Origin of the sequence: Hymenobacter negativus (genome assembly GCF_016056375.1) — a bacterium.
GTDB lineage: Bacteria > Bacteroidota > Bacteroidia > Cytophagales > Hymenobacteraceae > Hymenobacter > Hymenobacter negativus_A.
In genome coordinates this window covers 647,466-660,642 of sequence record NZ_JAEDAE010000003.1, presented here as the reverse complement: position 1 = coordinate 660,642, position 13,177 = coordinate 647,466, and the positions used below count along the sequence as shown (strand labels likewise).

Sequence of the window (13,177 nt, the reverse complement as noted above, 5' to 3'; positions counted from 1 at the left end):
CGCTAGGCGGTTTTTGTTTTTTCTGTTGTTGCTGAGTGGCGTCAGCGGCTGGCTGCCCGCCCTGGCCCAAACCGAGGCCGACTCCATCGAAGCCCCACCGCCGCCCAAGCGCGAGCTGCGCGGCATGTGGATTGCTACCGTTGAGAACATCGACTGGCCCAACCAGCGCGGCCAAGCCCCCGAGCAGTACCGCCGCGACTACCGCCGCCTGCTCGACGCCGGCCAGCGCGCCGGCCTGAATGCCGTGTTTGTGCAGATTCGGCCCGCTTCGGATGCTTTTTATAAGTCGGACCTGGAGCCCTGGAGCAAGTGGCTGACCGGCGTGCAGGGCAAGGCCCCCGCCGGCGGCGACGACCCCCTGCCCTTTCTCATTACCGAGGCGCACCGGCGCGGCATGGAGTTCCACGCCTGGTTCAACCCCTACCGCGCCACCATGGACTCAGTGACGCGCCGGCTGGCTGCTAACCACCCTTACCGCCAGCATCCGCAGTGGTTTTTGCGCTATGGGGGGCAACTGCTGTATAATCCCGGCCTGCCGGAAGTGCGGACGCATATCACCCGCGTGATTATGGACGTGGTGCGGCGCTACGACATCGACGCGGTGCACTTCGACGATTATTTCTACCCCTACCCCGACCCGGGCAAGGTGTTTCACGACGAGGCGGCCTTCCGCGACTTCAACCCCGACAGCCTGAAAAAGCTGGGCGACTGGCGCCGGCAAAACGTCAACATCCTCATCCACGACCTGCACGACAGCATACAGAGCGCCAAGCGGTGGGTGAAATTCGGCATCTCGCCGTTTGGGGTGTGGATGAACAAGTCGAAGGACTTTCCGCAGGGCTCCGATACGCGGGCCGGGCAGCCGTCCTATTCGAATTTGTATGCCGATACGCGGCTGTGGCTGGAAAAGGGCTGGATTGACTACGTGGTGCCGCAGCTGTACTGGAGCACCAATTTCCGCCTCTGCCCCTACCCCGTGCTGGTGAAATGGTGGGCCGAAAACCACTTCGACCGCCACCTTTACATCGGCCACGGCACCTATCGGATGCTGGAAAGCACCCGCTCCGACACCACCTGGCGCAACCCGCGCGAGCTGCCCCGCCAGATTCGGACCAACCGCGCCACCGACGGCGAGGCCGTGGGCAGCGTGTTTTTCTCGGCCAAATCGGTGCTCACCAACCCGCTCCACACCACCGATTCGCTGCGCCAGGACCTGTTCCGCTACCCCGCCCTGGTGCCGGCCATGCCCTGGAAAGACGCCACCCCGCCCCTGCCCGTGACCAACCTCACGCTGCGCCGCCTTAGCCACTACGTGACCCTAAACTGGCAGAGCGGCCCGCCCGCCGCCGACGGCGACGCGGCCACCTATTACGTGCTCTACCGCTTCGAGCCCACCGAGGCCAGCACGCCCAACGACCCGCGCCGCATCTTGGCCTTGCCCCGGCCGGCCCCCGGCTTCCCCGCCACCTACGTGGACACCACCGCCGTGCCCGGCCAGGCCTACGCCTACTACGTGACCGCCGTGGACCGCCTGCACAACGAGAGCCGGCCCATGCGCGTCATCACCACCGGCCAGCAGTCGGCGGAGCTGGCTCTGGGCCAGGCCCCCGGCGGCGCACCCCGTCCGGCCGCCCCGGCCGTAGCCACGCAGCCTGCCCCGGTCACCCCGCGCCCCAGCATTCGCCTCAACGCCCCGGCCGATAAACCCGAGGCTTCGGCCCCGTTCTCCAAAGTCAAAATCAAGGAGAAGCCCGCGAAGAAGAAGGGTTTCTTTGCGCGGCTTTTTGGCGGCGGGTAAGGCTCGCCTTGTCCCTGCGCTAACATGCAAAAAGCGGCCTTCCCCAATGGAGAAGGCCGCTTTTTGCATGTTAGCGCAGGAAGGCTCAGCCCCTACAACGTCTTGTACTCGAAACGGACGCGGGCATTGGAGCCGGCCGAGCTTTGCTTCACGCTGAGGATGCGCAGCAGGCCCAGCTCGGCCCCGCGAATGCGCACGGCATACACGTCGCCAGCCGCCACGGGGCCGAGGTCGGCGCTGACGCTGGAAGCCGAGGCCACGCCGTTGGCGTAGAGGGCCGTGCCCGCTGCGTTGGCCGTGGCCGTGGTGTAGAAGCCCCGGTCAAGCTGCAAGGGGGTGATTTTGGTGTAGCGCGTGGTGTTGGCGGCCGAGAGGTACACCCCACCGCTCACGCCGCTCACAAATAAGTCCTTGGCCGTGGGCGGGTTGGCGGCCGGCTCCAGGGTGCCGGTGCGCAGGTTGAAGGCCACCGAATCGGGAGTAGCATTGGGGCCGCCGCTAATGCGGCCGGTGCGCAATGTGGCCAGCACCGTGGGGTTGGTCACGTTGATGGTCGGGGCCGTGACGGTGACGGCCTGCACCGCCCCGTAGGCCGTGAAGGAGAAGGTAACAGGCTGGCCGTTGGTGTTGCGCGGAATGGTCACGTCCACGGTGCGGGTGTTGGCCGCGCCGTTCGAAGGGTTCCGAATGACGCCTACCCGCACCGGCGCGCCAGTCCCGATGCGGTAGAAGGTGGTGAGGCTGTCCACAGCCTTAAACAACGGGTTGGCCGGCGTGGGCAGGGCCGGCGGCGTGGGTAGTACGCCAATGCCGGTTTCGTTGATAATAAGTGAGTAGCCGACGATGTCGCCCTCGCTCTGAGCTGTGTTGGCCAGCGTGTTGCGGTAGGTAGCCGACGTGGCCCCAAACTTCAGGGTAATGGGCTGGGCAATGTTGTAGGTGAAGCGGCGCAGGCGCTTGGCCCCATTCTGGAAGGTCAGGGTCACGTCGACGCGCACGGGCACGCCGTTGGTGGCGGTGGGCACCACGTAGGGCACGGCCTGGGCCAGCAGGCCGCCGCTGGCGTTGAAGGCGCCGTTGGCCGGATACACGCCGGTTTGCGCCGAGTCAGCTTTGTTCACCACCTGAAACACGGTGATGTCGCGCAGCTGGTCGGTTTCGTTGTAGGTCACGTAGAGCGGCACGGCGTCGCCGGGGGCATAGCGGGCGCTCAGGGGCACGCGCGGCAGCGCCAGCCCGGCAAAGCCCGAATCCGACGACTCGTTGGTCGGGGCATGGTAGAAGTCATCAAGCTCGTTCTTTTTGCAGCCGCCGAGCAGCAGCCCCAGCACTGGCAAGGCCAGCAGCAGGTTTTTGGTTGAAAAGCAATTCATATCGGGAGGGAATGAAAGTTGAAGGAAGGGTGCGCGCTGCTACGGCCGGTCAAACCACAGCGGCTTGGTAACATATTCCAGGTCGGCGGCCGGCGAGCCAAACGTGAGGCCCGCTTCGGTATAGAGGCCAGCCACGGCGTTGGGATTTACCGTGACTTCGGTAGCGCCCGGCAGCAGGCGGCGCGGGAACAGCCGGTCGACGCCGTTAGGCCCGAGCGGCAGCGGCGGGGTGGTATTGCCGGTATAGGTCGGATACAGGAGGTTCACGTACAAGTCCTTGCGGAAGTCGTAGCGGCGCAGGTCCGACCACGAGTCCGGGTTCAGGAACATGGCAATGTATTTCTGCTCCATGATGTGGCGCAGCGTGAGGGCCGTTTCGTTCTGGGGCAGGGCGGCGCTGGCCAGGTAGGCCGTAATCTGCCCATCAAGAATAACCGGGAACGTGACCGTTGGGGGCGAGTAGGTGCCGCCCGTGCCCACCTTCCGCATGTGCGCCGTGATGCCGGCCCGCAGCGCATCGAACGCACGTTTCTTGTTGCCGGCCAGGAAGGCCGCTTCGGCTTCGATAAACTTCAACTCGTGGTAGGTGATGGCCTCGTAGTAGCCTAGGTCGCGGGCGTACCAGCTGCCGTAGAAGTCGGTGATGTTGGTGGTGCCCGGCGTGAAGTTGGTGGTGGTGCCCCGGCCGGGGTCGACACCCTGGCTGGTGGTGGGCGTGAGGATGCCGAAGCGCGGGTCAATCACGCCGGGATAAGTAGTGCCGTTCAGGTACTTCACGATATTGGACGAGAACGTGGCCGTGCCAAAGTTGGCCCGCGTCACCCCAAAAATGTTGGTCGTATTCGAGAGCGGGGCAATGGCCGTCTGGAAGTTAATCTGGGCATCGTCGGCCGTGCTCTGGAAGGCTTTGTCGCAGAGGGCCAGCACGGCGTTGGCGTCGTAGCTGGCCTTTTTGGTGAGGTGCTGGGCCTGGCGGGCCTTCAGGGCGTAGGCCAGGCGCACCCACTTGGAGGCGTCGCCTTTATACAGAATGTCGCCGCTCTCGCTGGGCGAAGTGCTGTAGAAGGGGCGCACCTGGGCGCTGGCGGGCTTGCTCATTTCCACCACGCCCTCGTCGCAGAGCTGGTTGATGGTGGCGTAAATCTGCTGCTGCGGGTCGTACTTGGGCGTGAAGTTGGCCCCGCCCTGGTAGGCTTCGGAGTACGGAATGTCGCCCAGCATGTCGGTGGCGTGGGCCAGAATCATGGCCTGCATAATCTTGCCCGCCCCGATGTAGTACACCGAACCCTCAGCCTCGGCCGCCTTTTGCAGGGTCGGAATGTTGCCGCCCGACTGGAAGTAGGAGTAGTTGAAGGTATTGGTGCTTTGGGCGTTGGTGAAGAAATACTGGTCGTTGCCGCCGCTGTTGGTGGTGCGGCTCACCACGTACTGTGTGATGTATGGCGTGCGCAGGGCCGTAAACATCTGCGTCTGGATGCCATTGGAAATGATGCCCGGCAGCAGGAAGTTGGGCGTGGAGACGACCGGGTTGTTGGGATTGTTGTTCACGTCGAGAAACTTCTCGCACGCGGTGAGGGCGCCGGTGCTCAGCAGCAGGCCCAGGCCAATTATATATGGTTTCATTCGGAGGAATAGTTAATTGTGAGGCCGTCGGGCTGTTTTGGTTCAGCCGCGTCCAGACTAGAAATTGACCCGCACGGCCATGTCCACGCCGCGAGTGGCGGGCACGTTGCCGAAATCGAAGCCGTTGGAGCCGCCGCCGCGCACGCCCGCGCCGGCCGCCGACGTTTCGGGGTCGGCCCCGGTGTAGCCGGTCAGCAGTATCAAATTGCGGCCGGTCACGCTCAGTTCCACACCTTTGATGAATTTGGTGGGGCTCAGCAGGTTGGCGGGCAGCGCGTAGCTGAGGGTGGCGTAGCGCAGGCGCGCCCACGAACCGTCCTCTATGAAGGCCGTGCCCACTCGGCCCAGAATGCTGGTGTAGTAGGTCTGGGTCAGTTCCACGGGGCGGGTGTTGGGGGTGTACACGGTGTTGCCGCTGGCGTCCTTGCTGGCCACCACGCCATCAAACACCACTTGCTTGTAGCGGTCGGCGGTGCGCTGCGAGGTGCCCACGCCGGTCTGATACCAGTCGTTGCCGTTGATAACCTTGCCGCCCACCCGGAAATCAAACAGCGCCGCCAGCGACAAACCTTTGTAGGTGAACGTGTTGGTGAGCTGCGTGGTGAAGCGCGGGGCGCGGTTGCCAGCGTAAAGCAGGTTGGGGTTCACGCTGGGGTAGCCCGTCGAGCCCACGATAACCTGGTTGTAATACGGGCTGCTGGGGTCGGTCACGCGCACAAAATCCGTGGCACCTACGCTCGAAATGGCCCGGCCGGGGAAGGCGCCGCCTTCGTGCACGTCGGTGATGAAGGCATCGGACTGAAATACCACCGTGAGCGGGTACGGCAGCTCCTCCACGCGGTTGGTGTTGTGGTAGAAGTTGGCAATGATGTCCCAGCTGAAATCCTTGCTCTTGACGGGCGTGCCGGTGAGGGCAACTTCCTGGCCCTCGTTGGTCACGATGCCGCCGTTGATGTACTGCAGGATGAAGCCGGCGGCCTGGCTCACGCGGGGCGCGATAATCTGGTCGGTGGTGCGCGAGTAGTAGTAGTTGAAGTCCAGGCCCAGGCGGTTTTTCAGGAACTGCAGGTTGATGCCGGCCTCGTAGGTGCGGGTGCGCTCGGGCTTGAGGTTGGGGTTCGAGCCGAAGAAGTCGTTGCGGAAGCCGCCGCCGATGTAAGTGTTCTGAGCCAGTGCGGCCTGAATGCGGTAGGGCTGTGTGTCCTTGCCCACCTCGGCCACCGAGGCGCGTACCTTGCCGTAGTTCAGGACGTTGTTCTGCTCCAGGCCCAGGGCCTTGGTGAACTCATAGCCCAGGCCAGCCGAGCCGTAGAGGAAGCCCTTGCCGTAAATCTTGTTCTGGTCGGGGCGCGGCAGCGTCGACGACTGGTCGTAGCGGGCCTGCAATTCCACAAACAGCTGGTTGAAGGCGCTCACGCTCAGGCGAGCGAAGTTGCCGATGAGGTGGCGCGTGTTGTCGCGCTGCAAGGCGCTGCGGTTCACGGTGTTGTTCAGCCCCACGAAGCCGGGGTTCTGGAAAATCAGGCCGATGTAGTCCACGGCCTGGTCCTTGTTTTCCTCAATCGTGTTGCCCAGGATGAACGTGCCGCCGAAGTTGGAGCTGAAATCGTGCGTGAACGTGGCCAGCGAGGTGGCCGTGATGAGGCGGAACTGGTCCACGGTTTCGGCGAGGCCGCCGTTTTGGTTGCCCACCTGCGAGGTGCCCACGGCCCGCACCGAGGTGTTGCGCGAGGTGTACAGGTCGGTGCCGATGTTATGGCTCAAAGTGAGCCACTTGGCCGCCTTGAAACTCAGCTGCACGTTGCCGATGAAGCGGTTGGTGCGGTCGGTCTGCGGGTTTTTCTCAACGGTGAAGTAAGGGTTGTCGGCGTCGGCATCGGTGCCGTTGCCCAGCGCCAGCAGGCGGCGGCGGGTGCCGTCGGGGTTGAGGTAGTTGCGGGCATCATCGCCACGCGGCCAGTTCAGCAAGCTCAGCAGGTAGCCGCCCGATGAGCCGAACAAACCCGGCCCCTGAATGGGCCGCTCGCCGCCCGAGGTGAGGTACTGCGCCGAGCCGCTTACGCTGAGCCGGGGCGAGATTTCGGCCGTGCCCGAGAGGCGCACCGTGGTTTTGTCGTACTTGCTCTGGGGCGTCACGCCGCTCTGCGTCAGGTTTGAGGCCGATACGAAGAACGTGGCCTTGTCCGAGCCGCCCGACATGTTCAGGAAGTTCTGGTAGGTGTAGCCCTTGCGGTAGAAGTTGGCCAAGTTGTCGTACACCGGCTGGCCCGGCGTGAAGCGCGGTCCAAACGACACGCGCGTAGTACCATCAAACACGCCGCCCGAGCCCTGCCCGTACTGGTCCTGCATTTTGGGCAGGCGGTTCACCTCATCCACCGACACCTGCGAGCGCACGTTGAGCGTGGTGCGGCCGGAATTGCCTTTTTTGGTCGTAATCACCACCGCACCGCCGGCGGCCCGAAGGCCGTAGAGGGCGGCGGCGGCCGGCCCCTTCAGCACCGTGATGCTGGCAATGTCCTCGGGGTTGAGGTCACCGGCACGGTTGGCCGCACCCACCGAGCGACCCAGCAGGCCGTTGAACTGCGAGCCCGCGCCCGGCGCGGCGCTCTCCTGAAACGAGCCGTTGTCCATAATCATCCCGTCGATGACGAACAGCGGCTGGTTGTCGCCATCGAGCGAGGTACCGCCCCGGATTACGATGCTGGCCCCCTCACCCGGCGCCCCGCCCGAGGAGGTGATGTTCACGCCCGCCACCTTGCCCTGCAGGGCGTTCACCACGTTGGTCTGGCGCGAGTCGATAATGTCCTTGCTCTTCACTTCCTGCACGGCCGTCACCAGCTCGCGCTTGTTCTGGGCAATGTTGTAGGCCGTCACCACCACTTCGTCGAGGCCGGTGGTGCTTTCCTTCAGGGCCACGTTCACGGTGCCGTCGGTGCCCACGGTGCGCTCCTGCGGGCTGTAGCCGATGAAGCTGAACACGAGGACCGCGCCCGGCGCGGCCGCAACAGAGTAGCGGCCGTCGGAGCCGGTGGTGCTGCCGGTGGTGGTGCCTTTCACCAGCACGGTCACGCCGGGCAGCGGGCTTTGGTCGGTGCCCGAGGTCACGATGCCCGACACGGTGCGGGCCGGAGTAGCCTGGTCAGGGCGGGCCTGCGCCCAGCTCGGACGCGCCGGCAGCGCCCCCAGCGTTAGCAGCAATAGCCAGTAAGTTTTTTTCATGAGGAGAGTGATTAGGATGGGAATTGGGAATGAGAGTCAACGAAAAAGGCCGGAACCCGGCGCGGCACGCGCTTAGGTTCCGGCCTTGGACAAAGGCGGCAGGTGGCAACAGCAAGAAGCCGCGCAAGACATGGTATTAGGACAAGATGGGTGGGAAATGGAAAGGAGGCGTCAAATGTGCGAAATATTCAGGTAACATTCATCGAAAATCACGCGGCTAGAACGGCAGGAATTAGCACATTCCATTTCATATTTATTTGCTTTTCAATATTTATCAGCACTATATCCATACTCATTTTGTGCTGATAATCAGAACAGACCGTTCCGAACTACCGACCACACCGCGCCTAAAGTGCGGCCGGGCCGCCTACGGTGCGGGCCAGACCAACCAAAAATGCATTTGGCAAGCAGCCCCACCGGGATTAGGTAAAGATAAAGTTTTCACGATATTAGCCACCGCATCCCTTACTCTCACCTAGCCCCCTCTTTCCCATGCGAAACACCTACTCCTTTAGTAGTCCGAGCCTCCGCTGGACCGGGTTACTATTATTGATGCTGTTGGCGGCCCTCACGACCGGCGCGCAAACCCCGCAGCGCTACACCCTGCAAGGCCGCGTGACCGACGCCAGCGGCCAGGGCCTGCCCGGAGCCACCGTGCTGCTAAACGGTACGACGCTCGGCGCTTCGTCTGGGGCCGATGGGGGCTACGTGCTTGACGCCAGCATCGCGCCGGGCAGCTACACGCTCACCGTGTCACTGATTGGCTACGCGGCCGTGTCGAAACCGCTCACGCTGGGCGCTAGTACGACGGTGACCACCGACGTCTCGCTGACCGAAGCCCGCCAGAAGCTGGACGAGGTGGTGGTGGTGGGCTCCACCATCAGCGCGCCGAAGCGGGAGCTGGGCAACGCCATCAGCACGGTGCGGGCCGAGGACCTGGCGCAGAGCGGCTCGGGCGGGCTGCTGAACTCCTTGCAGGGCAAGGTGGCCGGCGCGCAGATTACCCAGAACTCGGGCGACCCGGCCGGCTCGCTCTCGGTGCGGCTGCGCGGGGTGCACTCGCTGCAAGGCTCCTCGGACCCGCTGTATGTGATTGACGGCGTGATTGTGAGCAATGCCAGCACCAACGTGTCGCAGCTGGCGCTGAGCAACGACGTAGGCCAAGCCAACGTGGGCCAAAACCGTTTGGCCGACCTCAACCCCAACGATATTGCCAGCCTCAACATCATTAACGGGGCGGCGGCGGCGGCCCAGTACGGCTCGCGCGCGGCCAACGGCGTGGTACTCATCACCACCAAGCGCGGGCAGAGCGGCGCGGCACGGGTGTCGGTATCCACCAGCTTCAATATGAACGAGCTGCGGAAATCGGTGCCGGTGAATACCTACGGCAAGCAGTTTGGCTTTGCCGGACTGCGGCTCTACACCATCGGCGCGCCCACGGCGGCCCAGCTGGCGGCCAACCCGGGCGTCACGACTGTGCCCATTGTGCGCGGCGACCCGTCGCTGCCGCCCACCCAGCTGGCCAGCAACCTGGTGGATGTGACGCGCTACAACTACTTCGACCAGATTTTCCGGACCGGCTACGGCACCGACGACGCGGTGTCGGTGTCGGGCGGCACGGAGCGCACGCAGTATTATGTGTCGGCCAACTATTTGAAAAATGAGGGCATCATCAAGGGCACCGATTTCACGCGCTACAACCTGCGGACGCGGGTCGACCAGCGCCTCGCGGACTGGGCCAAGGTGTCGGCGGGGCTGAGCTACGTGAACAGCTTCTCGAACGAGAAGGCCAACGGCAACGTGTTCTACAGCCCGATTAACGCCGTCAACATCACCAACAACATCTACGACATCACCCAGCGTGACGCCGCCGGCAACCTGCTGGCCGTGGAGCCCACCCGCGTGAACCCGCTCTCGACCATCGAGGACATGAAATTTACGCAGAGCGTGAACCGCACCGTGAGCGACGTGCAAGTGAACCTGACGCCGTTCAAGGGCTTTTCGGCCGACTACGTGCTGGGCGTGGACGCCTACGGGCAGGTGGGCCAGAGCTACATCCGGCCCTACCCCTACCAGGCGGCGGCCGGCCTGCCCGCCGCCCGCTACCCCGGCGGCTACGCGGCCAATGGCAACAACGCCGTCATCCAGCTCAACTCCGATATCAACCTGGGCTACGAGTACCAGATTAGCGAAAACCTGAAGCTGAACCTGCGCGCCGGCTACAGCTACCAGTATGCGCAGCAGGACTATACCACCACGCAGGGCCAGAACCTGGCTCCGTTCATCACCACGGTATCGGGGGCGAGCAGCACCACCATTACCTCGGCCTACAACCTCGACCGCTACAACCTGAGCGGCTACTACGGGCAGGCCACCATCGGCTTCCGCAACCTGGCGTTTCTGACGGGCGCGGTGCGGCGCGACCGTTCGTCGAAGTTCTCCGACACCGAAACCAACCAAGTTTATCCGAAAGTGAGCGGCTCGCTGGTGGTGTCGGACTTTAGCTTCTGGCAAAACAGCGCTTACGCCAACTCCTTCAACAGCCTGAAGCTGCGCGCCAGCTACGGCGAGGCCGGCAACCTGACGGGCATCGGCGCCTACGACCGGTTTTACCAGTTCAGCCCGCTGGGCTTTTTGGGCAAGAACACCATTGCGCCGGGCGTGGTGTACGCCAACCCCGCTGTGCGGCCCGAGCGCATGGCCGAACTGGAAGGCGGGGCCGACCTGGCTTTCCTGCGCGACCGCCTCACGCTAAGCGTGACGGCGTACTACCAGAAAGTCAATTCCCTGGTGGTGAAGCGTAACCTGGCCCCCAGCTCGGGCGGCTCCAGCATTGTGAACAACGTGGGCACGCTGGAAAACCGGGGCCTGGAGGTGTCGCTGGGAGGTACGCCGGTGAAAACCACGGATTTCACTTGGGACGTGTCCTTCATCTTCAGCCGCAACCGCAACAAGGTGCTGAGCCTGCCCGGCTCGAACGGCAGCGTGCAGGCCATATCGATTGACAACGCAGCCGGGGCGCCGGTGTACCTGCTGGAGGGTCAGCCGGCGGGCGTGTTTTACGGCTCGGGCTACGCCCGCAACCCCGATGGCTCGCTGCTGCTCACGCCTCAGGGCTTCGCGCAGGACGAGCGCGCCGTGGGCCAGGCTGTGGGCGCGGTGAACTTTACGCCGGCCCGCAGCAGCGACGGCCAGCCGCTCTACGGTGGCGCCTCTACCATTGCCAACGTGGTCATCGGCAACCCCAACCCGAAATGGACGGGCTCCTTCAACACCAACTTCACCTACAAAAAGCTGGGCCTGCACGTGTTGTTTGACGCCGTGCAGGGCGTGAGCGTGTTTAACGCCGACAAGCGCACCCGCCAGGGCGTGGGCCTTGGCGATATGGCCGAGCAGGAATTGCGCGGCAGTATCCCGCGCGGCTCCATCTTCGCCATCTACAACACTCAGGAATTCCGCGTAGATGACGGCTCCTACGTGAAGCTACGCGAGGTGGCGCTGAACTACGCCCTGCCTACGTTCACAAGGTTTATTTCTTCGCTGAACCTGTCGCTGGTGGGCCGCAACCTGTATTCGTGGGACAAATACAACGGCTTCGACCCCGAAACCAGCGCCGGCGGCGCGTCGGACCTGCTGCGCGCCATTGACTTTGGCAACGTGCCCATTCCGCGCACTTACCAGGTTAAGCTGGCGGCCACGTTCTAATGTAGCACGGACTGAAAGTCCACGCTACTTCCCACCTTCCAGAACTCAATTCCATGAAGAAAATAATCACCCTCACAGCCCTGCTTTCAGCCCTCGCGCTGGGCAGCTGCAATAAGGAATACCTGAACCCCAGCACCGCCAGCCAGCAGCAGGTGGTCACTTCCTCCGATGGCCTCATCACGCTCTGCAACGGCTTGCAGGCGCGCTACAGCACGGGTGGCCTGCTCAGCGTGCTATATAACACGGTGGCGGCCGGCGGCCTCACCACCAGCGAGCTTCGCATCCTCAACGTGGGCAATATTGAGGAGTACAACGTGAGCGTGGGGGGCAGCCTCCTCACCAACAGCAACGGCGTGGTGCGCAACCTCTGGACCCAAGCCAACCTGGTGAAATCCAACGCCGACCTGGTGCTGGCCAACGTGGGCAACGCCCCGGATGCCGGCACCCGTAGCGGCATTGTGGCCTACGCCAGCATCTTCCGGGCGCTGAGCATTGGTACGCTGGCGCAGTATTTCGAGCAGATTCCACTGGCCACGCAGGAGAACGCGCCGTTTGTGCCGCGCGTGGATGCGTTGCGCAGCGCCGTGGCCCAGCTCGAAGCGGCGGCCACGCAGCTGGCTGCCACGCCGGTTTCGGCCGATTTTAATGCCAAGATTGTGCCCGGCATCGACTTGCCGAATACCATACAGGCCCTTATTGCCCGCTACAGCCTGGAAGCTGGCGACTACGACAAGGCCCTGGCCGCCGCCGGCCGCGTGGACCTTACGAAACGCTCGGTGTTCAACTTCGACGACAACACCCGCAACCCGCTGTTCGAGACGTCGTTCGGCAACAAAAACGTGTTTGAGCCCACCAACACCAGCCTGGGCCTCACCGGCACGCTGGCCCCCGAAGCCGGCGACAAGCGCCTTCCCTTCCTGGTGCGCATCAGCCCGCCGCCAACCGCCACCCAGAACCTGGGCACCGGCTTCTACACCGCCAACAGTGCGCCCATTCCGGTGTACGTGCCCAACGAAATGCTCCTGATTCGGGCCGAAGCCTACGCCCGCAAAAACGACGTACCCAATGCCGTGATTGAGCTGAATAAGGTGCGCACCAGCACGGCTGCCGCGGCCACCACCAGCACCGGCCTGCTGCTGGCGCTGCCCGGCGCGGCCCTGCCCGCCTATGCTGGCCCTCTCACGGTTGCCGACGTGCTCACCGACATCCTGCGCAACCGCGACATCGAGCTGGCCTTCCAGGGCTTCCGGCTGGCCGACAGCCGCCGCTTCGGCCGCCCCGCGCCGGGCACCACCGGGGCCGAGCGTAATCGCAATTTCTTCCCCTACCCCCGCGTGGAGCGCGAAAACAACCCCGCCACGCCCGGCGACCCGGCCATATAAACATATGGGGTAGAGACGCATATTTGCGTCTCGTCGTTGAACGGCACCAACTGTGCGGCCTAACAGCGACGAGACGC

Annotated in this window: 6 protein-coding genes; 3 read left to right on the top strand and 3 right to left on the bottom strand. The window is 63.8% G+C overall.

All coding sequences use genetic code 11. From position 1 onward, the window contains the following. The coding region (locus I7X13_RS10650; protein ID WP_198075464.1) for a glycoside hydrolase family 10 protein at nt 1-1,798 on the top strand (1,798 nt) is incomplete at its 5' end. A 92-nt stretch (nt 1,799-1,890) separates the two neighbouring features. Here the strand turns inward: I7X13_RS10650 and I7X13_RS10645 are convergent. From I7X13_RS10645 to I7X13_RS10635, 3 genes are read right to left on the bottom strand one after another with little or no spacing between them, the layout of a single operon-like run. Further along, nucleotides 1,891-3,171, bottom strand: a complete 1,281-nt coding sequence (locus tag I7X13_RS10645) for a hypothetical protein (protein ID WP_198075463.1) — start codon at nt 3,169-3,171, stop codon at nt 1,891-1,893. A 39-nt stretch (nt 3,172-3,210) separates the two neighbouring features. Further along, nucleotides 3,211-4,794 carry a SusD/RagB family nutrient-binding outer membrane lipoprotein gene (locus I7X13_RS10640; RefSeq protein WP_198075462.1) on the bottom strand — a complete coding sequence of 528 codons (1,584 nt, stop codon included), beginning with the start codon at nt 4,792-4,794 and terminating at the stop codon, nt 3,211-3,213. Nucleotides 4,795-4,851: 57 nt separating this feature from the next. Further along, on the bottom strand, nt 4,852-8,013 hold the full coding sequence (locus tag I7X13_RS10635) for a SusC/RagA family TonB-linked outer membrane protein (RefSeq protein ID WP_198075461.1): 3,162 nt from the start codon (nt 8,011-8,013) through the stop codon (nt 4,852-4,854). A 492-nt stretch (nt 8,014-8,505) separates the two neighbouring features. On the opposite strand from I7X13_RS10635, the gene I7X13_RS10630 reads away from it, so the two are divergent. Further along, on the top strand, nt 8,506-11,718 hold the full coding sequence (locus tag I7X13_RS10630; RefSeq protein ID WP_198075460.1) for a SusC/RagA family TonB-linked outer membrane protein: 3,213 nt from the start codon (nt 8,506-8,508) through the stop codon (nt 11,716-11,718). 53 nt (nt 11,719-11,771) lie between these two features. Further along, entirely contained in the window at nt 11,772-13,100 is a 1,329-nt protein-coding gene (locus I7X13_RS10625) for a RagB/SusD family nutrient uptake outer membrane protein (RefSeq protein WP_198075459.1), read from the top strand. Nucleotides 13,101-13,177: the final 77 nt, after the last annotated feature.

Excerpts from the sequence above, each read along its gene's own strand:
- I7X13_RS10645 (WP_198075463.1), bottom strand. The coding sequence starts at position 3,171 with ATGAATTGCTTTTCAACCAAAAACCTGCTGCTGGCCTTGCCAGTGCTG.
- I7X13_RS10640 (WP_198075462.1), bottom strand. The coding sequence starts at position 4,794 with ATGAAACCATATATAATTGGCCTGGGCCTGCTGCTGAGCACCGGCGCC.
- I7X13_RS10635 (WP_198075461.1), bottom strand. The coding sequence starts at position 8,013 with ATGAAAAAAACTTACTGGCTATTGCTGCTAACGCTGGGGGCGCTGCCG.
- I7X13_RS10630 (WP_198075460.1), top strand. The coding sequence starts at position 8,506 with ATGCGAAACACCTACTCCTTTAGTAGTCCGAGCCTCCGCTGGACCGGG.
- I7X13_RS10625 (WP_198075459.1), top strand. The coding sequence starts at position 11,772 with ATGAAGAAAATAATCACCCTCACAGCCCTGCTTTCAGCCCTCGCGCTG.